This is a genomic window from Ruegeria sp. CDSA221 (assembly GCF_059611825.1).
This window is the reverse complement of record NZ_JBXWPK010000001.1, coordinates 188,207-203,246: the sequence shown is the minus strand read 5'-3', so window position 1 is coordinate 203,246 and position 15,040 is coordinate 188,207. Positions and strand designations below refer to the sequence as shown.

Genomic DNA, 15,040 nt, shown 5'->3' with positions numbered 1-15,040 from the left:
ATCACAATGGGTAAGACGAACCAAAAACATCAATCCTTGGCAATGCACACAAAAAAATCAGAAATGATCCGCCGATGCGCGATTCCAGTCCTCTGCATATTCATCCGGAAGCGGAGCCTTCAGCAAAGCGCCTTCTTCAAGATGCAAATAGAGTTCAGCATAAGAGCGATCTCTTTCATCTGCAGTACGCCGAAGGATGTCCGAAGGGTGAAGTTCGGAGACCTTTTCCTTGCCCATGGCGCCCAGCAACTCGCGAAAGCTCTCTAATGTCGCGTCGTGATAGCGATGTACCCGTTGTCTTTTTTGCGGAACATTCACAGCGCGGCCTCGTACCGGATCCTGTGTGGCCACGCCGGACGGGCATCGGTTTGTGTTGCAGTGAAGCGCCTGAATGCATCCCACTGCAAACATCATTGCCCTTGCCGCATTACACATATCGGCCCCAAGCGCGCATTTCTCGATGATGTCATAGCCTGTGGCGACTTTGCCCGAGCAAATTATGCGAATCTTATCGCGCAAACCCACACCGCGTAGACAGTTATTCACGAAAATCAACGCCTCGTTCAAAGGCATGCCCAACCGGTTGGTGAATTCTACAGGGGCCGCGCCCGTGCCGCCTTCGGCACCATCAATGGTGATGAAATCAGGCAGGATGCCTGTTTCCAGCATGGCTTTGCATATCGCTAAGAACTCGGACGGACGACCAATGCACAACTTAAACCCAATAGGTTTGCCACCCGACATCTCGCGCAGATTCTGAACGAAATTCATCAAGCCGGTAGGTCCGTCAAATGCGGAATGAATTGGCGGAGAGATCACGTCCTGATGCAGGGGAACACCGCGTATCTGCGCAATCTCTTCATCCACCTTGGCCGCAGGCAACACCCCCCCGTGCGAGGGCTTGGCCCCTTGCGACAGCTTGATTTCAATCGCCTTGACGACCTCGTTCCTGGCTCTTTCGGTGAATTTGTCTTTGTCGAACCCGCCATCCGGTGCGCGGCATCCGAAATACCCAGTGCCAATCTGCCAGATGATATCGCCACCTTCGGCCAGATGGTGCGGCGACAGACCACCCTCACCCGTATTATGCGCAAAACCTCCATCCTTTGCCCCACCATTCAATGCTCGGATTGCATTGGCGCTGAGGGCCCCAAAGCTCATCGCTGAAACGTTCAGGCGCGAGGCACTATAGGGTTGGGAACATTGCGGCCCGCCCAGCATCACCCGTTCTTCGCTTTCCGGCACCTGTTTGGGCGCAAGCGAGTGATTGGCCCTGTGGTATCCAACGGTTTGGATGTCGTATTGGGTTCCAAATGCCTGGGTATCAACCTGCCCTTTGGCACGGGAATAAACCAGGCTGCGAATGATGCGATTATAGGGACGGCCGTTTTCGTTGGTTTCAACAAAATATTGCCGTATCTCTGGGCTGACGAATTCCAGCATGTACCGGAAATGCCCCAGAACCGGATAGTTGTTCAGCACGTTATGCCTTGTGGTCAGGATATCATATAGCCCGACCACCGCGTATGGGATCAGGAAAAGCAGCAGCCAATGGGCCGGGGGCCAGAAAAACCCGGCCATGATTGTCAGTGGCAGGCACACGAGGCTCAACACGTAATAGAGTCTGCGTATAATCATTCGTGCTCTCCCACTGTGGCTGTTAGCTGAGTCACCGTGGTACAAATTCGCGATTGCACGCAAGCCTTTACGCCCGAAATCACGTAAATGGTGAAACTTGTGATCCGCCATGCGCAGTTGATCCCGGCCGCGCCAATCGGTATCCCGGATGGCAGGGCAACGCGGGCAGGATCATTGGCTGTGAAAAAATCGCAAACAGCATGGGCCACGGCTCTCATGTTCTGCGCCGTTTTCACGGGTGGCGCGACTGGGTCACTGGTCAGAGAAGCGTTGTCGCTCGGGATCTCGGGCCTGCCGATCCTGACCGAGACCTTTGGCATCAATATAGCCGCATGCTTTGTGCTTGGCTGGTTATACGCCATCCGGCACCGGGTGCATGCCCACGTCCTGCATTTGGGCGCGGTTGGGTTTTGTGGCGGGTTATCTACGTTTTCCTCATTTGTCGCGGAATTGGAACGTCTGGCAGAGGTCAGCTTCGGGCTTGCCCTATCCGCAGCGGGTTTGGAAATTGTGGCGGGTCTTTTTGCGGCGATTTTGGGTGAAACCGCCGGGCGTCGCTTTTCCCCGCGGAGGTCGTCAGAGTGAGCGATCTCTACCTGCATGCAATGTTTGGTTTAGGCGGAGGTCTGGGCGCGGTTCTGCGGCACTGGATCGCCATTCGAATTCGCCATGACCTGCCCGTTGCAACGCTGATCGTGAACGTCTTTGGCAGTCTGTTGCTTGGGCTTTGGGTCGGGTATCTGGGCGGACCGACGGGCGTCAGCCAGGAGGAACAGCGCCTGGTGTTCGGCTTTTGTGGCGGCTTCACCACTTTCTCCAGCTTTGCCTACCAGTCACTGGAACTGCGGCGCGAACGCACAATCGCTACGGCGGCGGGGAATATCGCGCTGAGCCTTTTGCTGTGTTGGGGCGCGCTTTGGCTTGGGCTGATGGCGATGCGCTGATCCGGTGCAGCCGGACCTACATCGGATAGGTATGCATCCGCACCGCCAGATTCCCCATTATCCAGACCGTCCCAACAATGATGATCAATAGAACCATCGTGGAAAACAGGACCAGGTCCAGGTCCTCGCGGCTGCTGCGTCGACGGTCGATATGCAGGAAATACACCAGTTGAACAATCAACTGCGCCAGCCCCAACAAACCGATCGACAAATAAACGCCCTTGGTCTCGATCCCGAACGTATATGCAATGTTAAAGACCGCAAGTGTCAGCAGCAGCGATCCGCCATAGCCAATCACATATCGGCGGCGTTCACGTCGGTGCATTTCGCTGCGCCTATCCATAGGTCAGCCCTCCGAAATAGACGATCGTGATTATGCCGATCCAGATGAGGTCGAGAAAATGCCAGAACAGGGCCAGACGAACCACCCGTGACATCAGAACGTCGGTTAGACCAAACACACGCAGCTGAATACCCAGAACGATCAACCACAGACACCCCGCAGCGACATGCAGCCCGTGCAGCGGCACAAGCCCGTAAAACGCTGACAGAAACCCGCTGCGCTGTGGAATGCCACCCTTTTCCGCCATAGCCAGAAAGTCACGTATCTCAAGTACCAGAAAGCTGAGACCCAGAACCAGAGTTACCGCGAACCAAAGCACGATACGGGGCCGTGGCAGGTTGTATTTCAACGCCAGCATCGCAAGGCCCACTGTAAGGCTGCTGGTCAACAGGATCAGGGTCTGGGCAAAAATGCTGGTCAGGTCGAACAGCTCATGCGGACCGGGCCCACCCGCCTGCGCGTCGATCATGGTGATATAGATCGCGAACATCAGGCCGAAATAGACCAGATCGCTCATCAGAAAGACCCAGAACCCAAAGGTGACCACTTCGCTGGCCTTGTCGGCACCCGGATGCCGTCGGCCCAAGTTTAGGCCCGGATAGCTGTGTGTCGGCGCGCGTTTCATGTAGTGGCCTCCAGATCGGGACGGGCCAGGCCGCGGTTCTCGGGCGCGTATTCATGATCGCGATTGACCGGAATCGATGCGCGCACGAGATCAAGCCAGGCTTCATGCTCTTTGCGGACCTGCTCGGCCGGAATAACCTCTTCGGTGTCGGTTCTGAAAGTCCAGGCGATGAAAGCCGCCAACATCGCGGCTGTCGTCGCAATAGCCAGCCACCAGATCCACCAGACCAGGGCAAACATCCAGATACCGCTGAGCACGCACAGACCGAACCCGATCGCCGTATTGCGTGGCATGAGGATATCTTCATAGGCATCAAGGGACGGATAGGCGTTGCCGCGCTCTTTTGCGGCGGCAAAATCATCCCGGTCGGTCACATGCGGAATGATTGCAAAGTTATACGGAGGCGGCGGTGCCGGAATTGACCATTCCAGCGTGCGCCCATCCCAAGGGTCGCCAACCGGCACGCGGGTTTTTTCCCGGTCTCGAATGCTGACCCAAAGCTGGACAATGATCGACAGAAGCGCTGCGAGAATGACCATAGACCCAAGCACGGCGACGATCATATAGGGGTGAAAGCTGGGGTCTTCCCAACTGTAAGATCGACGCGGCATCCCCATCAGGCCGACAAAATAAAGCGGCAGGAAGGTCAACATAAACCCAACGGTCCACAACGCGACAGATATCCGTCCCCAGCCTTCATTCAGGCGGAAACCAAAGGCTTTGGGGAACCAATAGTTGTATCCCGCAAGCAGGCCAAACAGGACGCCAGGCAACAGCACATTGTGAAAATGCGCGACCAGGAACAGGGTGTTATGCACCTGATAGTCGATGGTCGGATTGGCCAGGATGACGCCCGACAACCCTCCGATCACGAACAGCATCAGGAAAGACAACCCATAGAGCATCGGGACCGAGAACCGGATACGCCCGCGAAACAGCGTGGCCATCCAATCATAGACTTTCACGCCAGTCGGTATGGCGATCAGCATCGTGGCAATCCCAAACACCGCATTGATCAGCGCGCTTTGGCCCATAGTGAAAAAGTGGTGCAGCCAGACCGTGAAGGACAGCACCGCAATCGACATCGTTGCAATCACCAAGGAGTTGTACCCGTACAGGCGCTTGGCCGAGAAGGTCGCAAAAACCTCTGAATAGATACCATAGGCGGGCAGGACCAACAGATAGACCTCGGGGTGACCGAACAGCCAGAACAGGTTGGCATAGTTCATCATGTTGCCGCCAAGGTCATTGGTGAAAAAGTGGAAATCCAGGTACCGGTCTGCGGCCAGCATCAGCGCCGCAACACCCAGCGGCGGCATGGCAAAGACAATCAGGATCGAGCTGCAGATGATCGTCCAGCAATACATCGGCAACCGCATGAACTGCATCCCCGGCGCGCGCATCTTGTAGATCGTGACGGCAAAGTTGATCCCGGTCAGTGTCGTTCCGATCCCCGATACTACGATGGCCCAAATCCAGTAATCCGGCCCAACGCCGGGATTGAAGGCCGCACCGGTAAAGGGTGGGTAGGCCGTCCAGCCCCCGGTCGAGAACTCTCCGACCACCAGGGAAACCATCAGCATCATGCCCGAGGACACGGTCAGGCCTAGGCTGATCTGGTTCATCACCGGGAATGCCACGTCGCGGGCGCCGATCATCAGCGGGATCAGGAAATTGGCGGCACCGAACACAAACGGCACGGCCACGAAGAAGATCATGATCGTGCCATGGGTACTGAAAAGCTCGGCGAAATGCTCGGCTTCCAAAAAGCCTTCGCCCGGCCCTGCGGCTTGCTGGGCGCGCATGACAACGCCTTCCAGAACTCCCCGCGCCAGCATCACGATGGCAAAGACGATATACATGATGCCGATCTTCTTGTGGTCGGCGCTGGTCAGCCAGTCACGCCACAGCGGCCCCCACAGACGAAACCATGTCAGCAGCCCCACAACGGCAATGACGCCCACAATCACGATCCCAGCGGCAGCATTTGCCACGATCTCATTTGCGTTGGGCGACTGGATCAACCCGGTGATCGGAAAAGCATCCCAGTTTAGACGGCCAAAAAAACCAGTCTCGACATTGGTCATTGTGTTTTCTCCTGACCATATTCGGCAGTGCCCGGTTGCTGATCGGCAGGCAAGGGTGTGGCCCCGTGATAGCGGTGCAGGATCGACTGAAACAGATCACCATCGGCTAGCGTGAAATATAGCGCATCAGTCGGCATCTGATCATTGCCCAACATGGCCTGCACCTCGTCCCGGTCCGTTCGCATGGCAAGCGTTCGGTATGTTTCAGCGCTCAACGGAACCCCGTTTGCCCGGACATTCTCGGCCCAGTCATTGAACTCCTGAGACGACATGGCAATGGCTTTGAATTTCTGTTTGGTAAAGCCACGTCCGTTATACTGCGTATTTTCGCCCTGCATTGTTTCGGGCCTATCGGCGACAAGGTGCAATTTGGTCGTCATCCCCGGCATGGCATAGATTTGCCCGGCCAGTGCCGGGATCATAAAGGACTGCATCACCGTATCTGTTGTCAGTGTGACAGCCACCTGTTGGTTGACCGGGAGCCCCATCTCACCGACGCTGGCGATGCCAAGATCGGGGTAGATGAACAGCCACTTCCAGTCGAGACCAACAACCTGCACTTTCAGCGCCGGTTCTTCTCCGAATGAGGTCTCGTAAGGGTCCAGCCGGTGGGTGGCTTTCCACAAATAGAATGAAAGGATGGCCACAATAACAACCGGGATACCCCACATGAGAAACTCCAACCGGGCGGAAAAATCCCATTCCGGTCGATAGTCTGCCTGCCCCTCCTTTCGCCTTCGATACCGTATGGCAATCAAAGGCACCAGGATCAGAACCGGAACAACTGCAACCAGTATCAGAACAGTTGCCCGTAAAAGGTGGCTTTTCTGAAGGGCGGCGACGGGTCCCTGAGGGTCCAAGAAATTGTTGCTGGCTTCGGCAACCGGCACAAAGCCAAGACCTGCGATGGCGGCAGACAGGACAACCAAGGATGCAAAAGACGGTCTGGAATATGTCACGCCTGTTCATCCTCATTTCAAAATTGATTGGGACAACTATCGGCAGAGTCCTGAATTTTCACAAGGATTTTTACGCAGCTCTGCCAGTTTCCCGAGATTTGATCTTGCCACCCCGATCACAGCGGCAGAAACGCCATTCTGGTAGGTTGACTTAAAGCAGATCGCAGGTGAGATCATAGGATAATGCGTTGGTTAATCCTTACTCTTGGACTTTGCTACCTGTCGACAAGTGCGACAGCACAGGATCGTGCGGCGATCGAGGCTCAGTTTCAGTCATGGCTGAAACACACGGTCTGGGCGCGGGCGAAATCCGAGGGTGTTTCAAAACGCACGATGAACAGGGCTTTCAACGGCGTCACGCTGAACTGGAAACTGCCAGACCTGGTTCCTCCAGGTACGGCAACAACAGTTCCCAAGGAACAAAAGCAGGCCGAGTTCGGATCACCCGGGCGCTATTTCAACGCTGGTTCGGTTCAGGGGGCCACTTCTGTCGGACGCAAGATGGCCCGGCGCTATAACACGACACTGAAACAGGTAGAATCCGATACCGGTGTACCAGCGCGCGTCATTCTGGCGATCTGGGGCCGCGAAAGCGGATATGGGCAGGTGGCTATCCGGCATAATGCGTTTCAGGTTCTGGGCACCAAAGGTTTCATGAGCACCCGCTCAGAATATTTCACGTCAGAGCTTATCGCCGCGCTCAAGATTGCCGATGCTGGCCACATACCGCCGGATCAAATGAAAAGCAGTTGGGCCGGTGCGCTTGGGCAACCGCAGTTCATGCCATCGAACTACCTGACTTATGCGGCCGATGGAAATGGCGACGGGCGCGCGGATATCTGGACCTCGGCCGAGGACACAATTTCATCGATCGGAAACTACCTCGACCAACATGGCTGGGTCTCGGGTCGTGATTGGGGGTTCGAAGTAACTGTCCCGTCTTCGGTTTCCTGCACCCTTGAAGGGCCGGATCAGGGCCGTCCTATTCGCGACTGGGCCGGGTTAGGGATCACCCGTGTATCTGGCAAGCCGTTTCCAAAACAAGAAATGCAGGGGCAAGGGTTTTTGATGATGCCCGCCGGGCGCAATGGCCCGGCCTTCATTGTCACCCCCAATTTTTATGTCCTGAAAGAATACAACAAAAGCGATCTCTACGCCCTGTTCGTCGGCCATGTTGGGGATAGGATAGAATATGGCGTCCAGGATTTCCGCGGCCGGTGGGACAAAGTCGGCGGTCTTTACCGATCGGATATAGCAGCCATGCAGCGCGCATTGGAACAGATGGGCCATGACGTCGGCGGCGCTGACGGCCTGCCGGGCTTTCGAACACGCCGCTCTATCGGGCGCTGGCAAGAGGCCACCAATCAGTCCGCCACATGCTTTCCTCAGACCCATATGGTCCGGGCACTGACCCAATAGCGATTCGCGCCAATTTTTGGAAAGCCGCAAAAGCGGACCTTGCGTCAACGCTCAACCGCTTAATCAAGAGCTTCACAAAAATGTCAAGAAACCATCGCGTATCATTATAATATTTCCATTCTCCCTTGGAATTTTTTAGATTTCGGCCGCACTTGGCCATTTTGCACGCAAAGGCTTTAACCTTTTTTGAAATAGTGCCACGTTCTGCATCAGTGAAAGGCGACTTTCGCAACTACGTTTCCGACAGCAAACCGAAAGACTGCGACGCGGTGTTCATTGCGATCTGAAAAAGCAAAATTCGAACAAGTCCCGGTCTATCTGAGTCGGACAATCATGGTGGTCAGCGACCATCCTGAACGGATGTGCGTACCTTGCCACCACACAAATGGGAGTAGAAAGATATGAACAAATACATTCGGACATCTCTGGCGGGGCTACTGACCTCGACCATGATCACCGGCGCTGCATTTGCCGCCGGCACCCATCCCGAAACCGGCGAGGCGCTGGCGGATGATCAAACCTTCACCTATCGCGTTCTGGATGAGCACAGTTCGGTTGACCCGCAGGTTGTTGAAGACGTTACCGGTGCGGAAATTGTCCGCGACCTGTTCGAAGGTCTGATGAACCAGGACGAAGACGGCAATTTGGTGCCCGGCGTCGCAACCGGCTATACCACAAACGATACCAAGGACGTTTACACATTTACACTGCGTGATAACGCCAAATGGTCCAATGGTGATCCGGTCACGGCAGGCGATTTCGTCTTTGCATGGAAACGTGCCGTCGATCCCGCTCTGTCCTCGCCCTATGCGTGGTTCATGGAGCTGATGTCGATCGAAAATGCGGCCGAAATCATTGCTGGTGAGAAGCCCGTGGACGAACTGGGCGTAACCGCCATCGACGACCACACACTTGAGGTTAAGCTGAGCGCAGCACTGCCTTATTTCGCGCAAATGACCACCCATTCTACCACCTTCCCTGCCCCGCAGAAGGTGATCGAAGAGTTCGGCGACGCCTGGACTAAGCCGGAAAACATCGTCTCGAACGGCGCCTATGTTCTGACCGAACACCTGCCACAGGAACGCTCGGTCCGTGAGCGCAACGAGATGTATTGGGACAACGACAATACGATTGTCGAAAAAGTCGTGGCCCTTGTCATCAACGACGAAAACGTAGCCCTGACCCGTTACCTTGCAGGCGAGCTGGACCGCACTGAAGTACCTGCTGGTCAGTTCCCGCGCCTACAGAAAGAGCACCCCGAAGAGGCCATCAGCTTCCCGCGCCTGTGCAACTATTACTATACATTCAACCTGTCTGACAGCGGACCGGAAGAATTCAAGAACCCAAATGTACGTCAAGCCCTGTCTCTTGCAGTTGACCGCGACATCATCACCAAGAACGTTAAAGCCGGTGGTGAGCCACCCGCATATACGTTCGCACCCGAAGCAACCGCTGGGTTCACCGTCCCTGAAGTCGAAATGGCTTCGATGACGCAAGCCGAGCGTGATGAGCTGGCCAAGGAGCTGCTGGCCGAGGCCGGATTTGGCCCCGACAACCCGCTGAGCTTTGACATGGTCTACAACACATCAGAGGCCCATAAGAAAGTCGCAGTGGCACTGAGCCAGATGTGGAAACAGAAACTGGGCGTACAGGTCGAGTTGGCCAACATGGAATGGAAAGTGTTCCTGGAAGAGCGCGGCAACCAGAACTTCGATCTGGCCCGTGGCGCCTGGTGTGGCGACTATAACGAAGCCTCGACCTTCCTGGACCTGCTGCAGTCGGATTCCGGCTATAACGACGGCAAGTACAACAACTCCAAGGTTGACGATTTGCTGACCCAGGCCAAGACAGCAGATGACGCAGCACCACTGTATACCGAGGTTGAGCGGATCATTGCACAAGAGACTCCGGTTATCCCGATCTATCACTATGCTGGCGTCTACATGATGGACAGCGATGTCGGCAACTGGCCGGTCAAGAACGTAGAGCAGAACTGGTACTCCAAGAACCTCTACAAGATCGCCGAATAACCTTCCTTAGACCACGCTTTGCCCCGAGGATCACCCCGGGGCAAAGCCAATAATGGGGGCATGAAATGCTTGCCTATATCATCCGGCGATTGCTGATCGCCGTTCCAACGATCCTGTTGCTGATCGTTGCCTGTTTCTTTCTGATGCACTACGCGCCCGGCGGGCCGTTTACCTCGGAACGGCCATTGCCGCCGCAGGTACTGGCCAATATCGAGGCGCGCTATGGTCTGGACCAGCCGCTGTGGAAACAGCTTTGGGACTATCTGTACAACATTGTCGTGCATTTCGATTTCGGCCCGTCCTTCAAGTTCAAGGACCGGGACGTCAATGATATCATTTCGCAAGGCTTCCCGATCTCGCTGACTTACGGGTCATTGTCATTCCTGCTGGCGAGTGTCGTAGGTATTGGCCTTGGGATCGCCGCAGCCATCCGACACAACAGCTGGATCGACTATTTTGCCGTAGGTCTGGGTATCGCTGCGCAGGCTCTGCCGAACTTCATCATGGGCCCGATCCTGATCCTGACCTTCACTTTGTGGCTGGGATGGTTGCCGGGTGGTGGCTGGAACGGCGGTCAGTGGCAATACCTGATCATGCCTGTCATCGCATTGGCCACGTCCTATATGGGGTCGATCGCGCGGATTACCCGTTCGTCGATGCTGGAAGTTCTGAACTCGAACTTTATCCGCACGGCCCGGGCCAAGGGTTTGCCTACCAGGACCGTAATCTGGCGCCATGCGTTGAAGCCCACGCTGCTGCCGGTGGTGTCCTATTTGGGGCCGGTCTTTGTCTATGTTCTGACCGGATCGGTTTTCGTCGACATCTATTTCTCGACCGGTGGTCTGGGGCAGGCTTATGTCGGCTCGGCCCTGTCGCGTGACTATGCGGTGCTGCTGGGGGTCACGATCCTGTACGGCACGCTGACAGTGATCGTGAACCTGCTGACCGACCTGGCATATGCCTGGTTCGATCCGAAAATCCGGTACTGAGGGGCACAAAATGCTAGGAAAATCACAAAAAGCCGCCCATCTGGCCGAGGACATCACCGATTTCACGGCCGTTCAGGGGCGTTCCCTTTGGCAGGATGCGCGGATGCGGTTTGTCCGCAACAAAGCCGCAATGGCGAGCGTATTCATATTGCTGATGATCGTTCTGTTCACAATCTTCGGCCCCTATTTCGCCGTTTGGAGCAATGAGGAAATCGATTGGAACGTTATGGGTGACATCCGTGGCATGGGAATGCCGTCGATCGAGACCGGGCACTTCTTTGGCGTCGACGATCTGGGGCGCGACCTTTACAGCCGGGTCATTCAGGCCACAACAACATCGTTGTTGGTGGGGCTCGTCGGGGCGGCCACCGCGTTGATTGTTGGCACCTGCTATGGCATCGCCGCCGGGTATATTGGCGGGCGCCTTGACGGCGCGATGATGCGGTTCGTCGATATCCTTCTGGCCATTCCGACGACTCTGATCATCATTCTGTTGCTTGTGGTGGCCGGTCGGTCGTTCTTTACCCTGTTCATCGCGTTGGGCGCGGTTGGTTGGTTGACCATGTCACGGATCGTCAGAGGGCAGACTCTGGCCCTGAAAAACCGCGAATTCATCGAGGCCGCGCGTGCCGCCGGTGTCAGCGAATTCACCATCATGTATCGCCATATCCTGCCCAACCTGCTGGGCGTGGTAATCGTCTATGCTTCGCTTCTGGTGCCCGAGATGATCCTGACCGAAAGCTTTATCTCGTTCCTCGGACTTGGCATCTCGGAGCCCTATACCTCGCTAGGCCGTCTGATCGCTGAAGGGGCAGGCACAATGGGGTACGGAACCCTCTGGCAGCTGATGTTCCCTCTGACATTCTATGTCGCCATTATCATCACGATGTTCTTCATCGGCGATGGGCTGCGTGACGCTCTGGACCCAAAGGATCGCTGATATGAGCTTGTTCTCTGTTAAGGACCTAAGCGTCCAGTTCGACACCCCCGATGGTGTGGTCGAGGCCGTCAAAGGCATCAGCTTTGACATTAATCCGGGCGAATGCCTTGGTATTGTGGGCGAAAGCGGGTCCGGTAAAAGCCAGACTTTCATGGCCGCAATGGGGCTGTTGCCTTCAGCGGGTCGTGCAATCGGATCGGCCACGCTGAACGGCAAAGAAATCCTGAATCTGCCGATCAACAAGCTGAACCAGATCCGGGGCGATGACGTCGGCATGATCTTTCAGGATCCGCTGACCGCCCTGACCCCGCACCTGCGCGTCGGGCAGCAAATGCGTGAGGTTCTGCAGGTTCACGAAGGGTTGCAGGGTTCGGCCGCTCGGGCGCGCTGTCTGGAGTGGTTGGATCGGGTCCGCATCCCCGAGGCAAACCGTCGTCTGGATCAATACCCGCACGAATTGTCGGGGGGCATGCGCCAGCGTGTCATGATCGCCATGTCGATGTTGTGCAGCCCAAAGCTGCTGATCGCCGATGAACCGACCACGGCGCTGGATGTGACGGTCCAGGCCGACATTCTGGACTTGATGGTGCACCTGCAAAAAGACGAAGGCACTGCCATTGCGCTGATCACGCATGACATGGGCGTGGTGGCACGGATGTGTGACCGCATTCAGGTCATGCGTCTGGGTCAGTTTGTTGAGGCCGGGGACACACGCGAGATCTTCCGCGCGCCGCAGCATGAATACACCCGCACCCTGCTTGAAGCGATGCCGCGCATTGATGCCGGTGACGCGCCAAAAGCGCTGGCAGAAACCGATGAACCTCTGCTGCGGGTCGATGACGTCAAAGTGCATTTCCCGATCCATGTCTCGGGCGGGCTGTTCGGGCGCAAGGTGCCGCTGAAGGCCGTGGACGGTGTCAGCTTTGACATCCGTAAGGGCGAGACGCTGGGCGTTGTGGGTGAATCCGGCTGTGGCAAATCCACACTGGCGCGGGCGGTTCTGCAGCTGATCGAACCCAGCGGTGGCAATGTCAGCTGGTTGGGCCATCCGATAGTCGGGCTAAAGCGGGCCGAGCTGAACAAGTACCGCAAGGACCTGCAGATTGTGTTCCAGGATCCGCTGGCCAGCCTCGATCCGCGGATGACTATCTCGGCCTCTATCGCTGAACCGCTGAAAACCTATCGCCCGGATCTGACAGAGCGTGAGCGCAAGAAAATGGTCGGCGAAATGATGGAGCGGGTCGGCCTGCAGGCCAACATGATCAACCGCTATCCGCACGAACTGTCCGGTGGGCAGAACCAGCGGGTCGGGATCGCGCGGGCGATGATCAACAAGCCCAAGCTGATCATTTGTGACGAGGCGGTCTCGGCTTTGGACGTGTCGATCCAGGCCCAGATCGTAGAGCTTTTGAAAGAGCTGCAGCAGGAATTCGGGCTGTCGATGATTTTCATCAGCCACGACCTGTCCGTGGTACGGACAGTGTCAAACCGGATCATGGTACTGTATCTGGGGCGCATCGTCGAATTGGGAGATGGAGAGGTGATCTGTTCGCAGCCTCTGCACCCCTATACCAAATCGCTGATCTCGGCGGTCCCGATCCCCGATCCGGATGTGGAACGGCAACGCCAGCGCCTCAAATTGCCGGGAGAGCTGCCTTCGCCGATGGACCCGAAAGCGGCGCTCAGGTTTTTGCCCAGCCGGCTATCGGCCGGTCAGAACGATTATGTTCCACAGCTCAACGAGGTCGCACCGAACCATTTCGTGGCCGAGCATGATCCGCTTGAGACAATCCTGGCGAACACTTAAATCCCCTGTCCCCGAGGCCGCATGAACAGCCTCGGGGACAGGTTCGGCTTTGCACGACTTCATGACGATTCTTGGCGTATTCTTGCCAATGAATGGGCGAAGGGCCGGATTGTACAACAAAACACCGGTAAATGACGGGTTTCAAAGGCATCAAACGGCGGTTCGTTTTGACTTCCCCTACCCCCGATGGCACCTTCCTGTCAGATTTTAGACTGCGGCCGCGATGTCATTGATTGTTCTGACTGCGCAGCCTAATAGGAAACCCCGGCCTGCCCTACGCGGTCGGGCAAGAATTGAATTTGAGAGGTAACATGGTACGCAAGGTCACCAAGGCGATTTTCCCCGTTGCGGGATTGGGCACGCGTTTTCTCCCAGCGACAAAATCCGTCCCCAAAGAGATCATGACACTGGTTGACCGTCCTTTGGTTCAATACGCAATCGACGAAGCCCGCGCCGCAGGTATTACCGAATTCATCTTTGTAACTTCGCGTGGCAAATCTGCGCTGGAAGATTACTTTGATCACAACCTCGTTCTGGAACAGGAGCTCAAGGCCAAGGGCAAGGATGACCTGCTTGAAGCGCTGAATGCAACGAATATGGAAAGCGGCGCCATCGCCTATATCCGCCAGCACAAGGCGCTTGGTCTGGGCCACGCAGTCTGGTGTGCCCGCCGTCTGATCGGCGACGAGCCATTTGCAGTAATGTTGCCTGATGACGTCATTGCTGCTGATAAACCCTGTCTGCAGCAGATGGTCGAAGCCTATGAGGAAACCGGCGGCAATATGGTCGCAACGATGGAAGTGCCAAACGAAAAAACCAGTTCCTATGGCGTTCTCGATGTAGGCGAAAACGTCGGCTCAGTGGTTCGCGCCAGAGGAATGGTTGAAAAGCCCAAGCCGGAAGAAGCCCCCTCGAACCTAGCCGTTATCGGTCGGTATATTCTGGGGCCGTCAGTGCTGTACAATCTCAACCAAAAGAAAACGGGCAGTGGCGGTGAGATTCAGCTGACCGATGCTATCGCAGAAGACATCTGTAACGGTGTGCCTGTGTTTGGCTATAAATTCGACGGTCAGCGGTTTGATTGCGGCTCGAAAGCCGGGTTCCTTCAGGCAACTGTTGCCTTTGCGTTGGCCCGTAGTGATCTGCGTGATGACCTGAGCCAGTATCTGAACGAGATAGCCGCCGCCGGGAAGGCCGCTCAATAGCGCCCGCAACCTTCAGCATGTCGTTTCTAAAGTGACAAAGTCCAAGAACCTTCG

The 15,040-nt window shown here is 56.1% G+C and carries 13 protein-coding genes; 8 read left to right on the top strand and 5 right to left on the bottom strand.

All coding sequences use genetic code 11. The features are described from left to right. Positions 1–57 precede the first annotated feature (57 nt). Positions 58–1,638 carry an FMN-binding glutamate synthase family protein gene (locus AC2FJ5_RS00975; protein ID WP_496792070.1) on the bottom strand — a complete coding sequence of 527 codons (1,581 nt, stop codon included), beginning with the start codon at positions 1,636–1,638 and terminating at the stop codon, positions 58–60. Between the two features lie 87 nt (positions 1,639–1,725). Here AC2FJ5_RS00975 and AC2FJ5_RS00970 point away from each other — a divergent pair, with 87 nt between their 5' ends. Both AC2FJ5_RS00970 and AC2FJ5_RS00965 read left to right on the top strand, forming a co-directional pair. After that, a complete protein-coding gene (locus AC2FJ5_RS00970; RefSeq protein WP_496792068.1) occupies positions 1,726–2,223 on the top strand; it encodes a fluoride efflux transporter FluC in 498 nt (165 codons plus the stop codon). Next, a complete protein-coding gene (locus AC2FJ5_RS00965; protein WP_496698343.1) occupies positions 2,220–2,582 on the top strand; it encodes a fluoride efflux transporter FluC in 363 nt (120 codons plus the stop codon). Before AC2FJ5_RS00970 ends, AC2FJ5_RS00965 begins: the two co-directional genes overlap by 4 nt. A 16-nt stretch (positions 2,583–2,598) precedes the next feature. Here the strand turns inward: AC2FJ5_RS00965 and AC2FJ5_RS00960 are convergent, their stop codons facing one another. The 4 genes from AC2FJ5_RS00960 to AC2FJ5_RS00945 are packed head-to-tail and all read right to left on the bottom strand — an operon-like array spanning position 2,599 to position 6,596. After that, positions 2,599–2,925: a cytochrome o ubiquinol oxidase subunit IV gene (locus AC2FJ5_RS00960; protein ID WP_496792067.1), complete on the bottom strand. Its 327-nt coding sequence runs from the start codon at positions 2,923–2,925 to the stop codon at positions 2,599–2,601. After that, on the bottom strand, positions 2,918–3,550 hold the full coding sequence (locus AC2FJ5_RS00955; RefSeq protein ID WP_142639822.1) for a cytochrome c oxidase subunit 3: 633 nt from the start codon (positions 3,548–3,550) through the stop codon (positions 2,918–2,920). The genes AC2FJ5_RS00960 and AC2FJ5_RS00955 overlap by 8 nt, the downstream gene beginning before the upstream one ends. Continuing rightward, entirely contained in the window at positions 3,547–5,637 is a 2,091-nt protein-coding gene (locus tag AC2FJ5_RS00950) for a cbb3-type cytochrome c oxidase subunit I (protein WP_496792066.1), read from the bottom strand. Before AC2FJ5_RS00950 ends, AC2FJ5_RS00955 begins: the two co-directional genes overlap by 4 nt. Continuing rightward, the gene (locus AC2FJ5_RS00945; RefSeq protein WP_496749862.1) at positions 5,634–6,596 is read right to left on the bottom strand and encodes a cytochrome ubiquinol oxidase subunit II family protein; all 963 of its coding nucleotides are present in this window, start codon (positions 6,594–6,596) and stop codon (positions 5,634–5,636) included. The genes AC2FJ5_RS00950 and AC2FJ5_RS00945 overlap by 4 nt, the downstream gene beginning before the upstream one ends. 183 nt (positions 6,597–6,779) lie before the next feature. On the opposite strand from AC2FJ5_RS00945, the gene AC2FJ5_RS00940 reads away from it, so the two are divergent. The 6 genes from AC2FJ5_RS00940 to galU all read left to right on the top strand — a co-directional run bounded on the left by AC2FJ5_RS00940 (position 6,780) and on the right by galU (position 14,986). Beyond that, positions 6,780–8,015, top strand: coding sequence for a lytic murein transglycosylase (locus AC2FJ5_RS00940; protein ID WP_496792064.1), 1,236 nt, complete (start codon positions 6,780–6,782; stop codon positions 8,013–8,015). 401 nt (positions 8,016–8,416) lie between these two features. Further along, positions 8,417–10,045 carry a peptide ABC transporter substrate-binding protein gene (locus tag AC2FJ5_RS00935; RefSeq protein ID WP_496676879.1) on the top strand — a complete coding sequence of 543 codons (1,629 nt, stop codon included), beginning with the start codon at positions 8,417–8,419 and terminating at the stop codon, positions 10,043–10,045. A 65-nt stretch (positions 10,046–10,110) separates the two neighbouring features. After that, positions 10,111–11,034 (top strand): oligopeptide ABC transporter permease OppB, encoded by a 924-nt coding sequence (gene oppB / locus AC2FJ5_RS00930; RefSeq protein ID WP_142639832.1) that lies wholly within the window; start codon positions 10,111–10,113, stop codon positions 11,032–11,034. Between the two features lie 10 nt (positions 11,035–11,044). Then, positions 11,045–11,974 carry an ABC transporter permease subunit gene (locus AC2FJ5_RS00925; protein ID WP_142639834.1) on the top strand — a complete coding sequence of 310 codons (930 nt, stop codon included), beginning with the start codon at positions 11,045–11,047 and terminating at the stop codon, positions 11,972–11,974. 1 nt (position 11,975) lies between these two features. Beyond that, a complete protein-coding gene (locus tag AC2FJ5_RS00920; RefSeq protein ID WP_496786244.1) occupies positions 11,976–13,781 on the top strand; it encodes an ABC transporter ATP-binding protein in 1,806 nt (601 codons plus the stop codon). Positions 13,782–14,092: 311 nt separating this feature from the next. Beyond that, entirely contained in the window at positions 14,093–14,986 is an 894-nt protein-coding gene (gene galU, locus AC2FJ5_RS00915; RefSeq protein WP_142639838.1) for a UTP--glucose-1-phosphate uridylyltransferase GalU, read from the top strand. Positions 14,987–15,040 lie beyond the last annotated feature (54 nt).

Excerpts from the sequence above, each read along its gene's own strand:
- galU (WP_142639838.1), top strand. The coding sequence starts at position 14,093 with ATGGTACGCAAGGTCACCAAGGCGATTTTCCCCGTTGCGGGATTGGGC.
- AC2FJ5_RS00920 (WP_496786244.1), top strand. The coding sequence starts at position 11,976 with ATGAGCTTGTTCTCTGTTAAGGACCTAAGCGTCCAGTTCGACACCCCC.
- AC2FJ5_RS00975 (WP_496792070.1), bottom strand. The coding sequence starts at position 1,638 with ATGATTATACGCAGACTCTATTACGTGTTGAGCCTCGTGTGCCTGCCA.
- AC2FJ5_RS00970 (WP_496792068.1), top strand. The coding sequence starts at position 1,726 with ATGGTGAAACTTGTGATCCGCCATGCGCAGTTGATCCCGGCCGCGCCA.
- AC2FJ5_RS00935 (WP_496676879.1), top strand. The coding sequence starts at position 8,417 with ATGAACAAATACATTCGGACATCTCTGGCGGGGCTACTGACCTCGACC.
- AC2FJ5_RS00940 (WP_496792064.1), top strand. The coding sequence starts at position 6,780 with ATGCGTTGGTTAATCCTTACTCTTGGACTTTGCTACCTGTCGACAAGT.
- AC2FJ5_RS00950 (WP_496792066.1), bottom strand. The coding sequence starts at position 5,637 with ATGACCAATGTCGAGACTGGTTTTTTTGGCCGTCTAAACTGGGATGCT.
- oppB (WP_142639832.1), top strand. The coding sequence starts at position 10,111 with ATGCTTGCCTATATCATCCGGCGATTGCTGATCGCCGTTCCAACGATC.
- AC2FJ5_RS00955 (WP_142639822.1), bottom strand. The coding sequence starts at position 3,550 with ATGAAACGCGCGCCGACACACAGCTATCCGGGCCTAAACTTGGGCCGA.
- AC2FJ5_RS00925 (WP_142639834.1), top strand. The coding sequence starts at position 11,045 with ATGCTAGGAAAATCACAAAAAGCCGCCCATCTGGCCGAGGACATCACC.
- AC2FJ5_RS00960 (WP_496792067.1), bottom strand. The coding sequence starts at position 2,925 with ATGGATAGGCGCAGCGAAATGCACCGACGTGAACGCCGCCGATATGTG.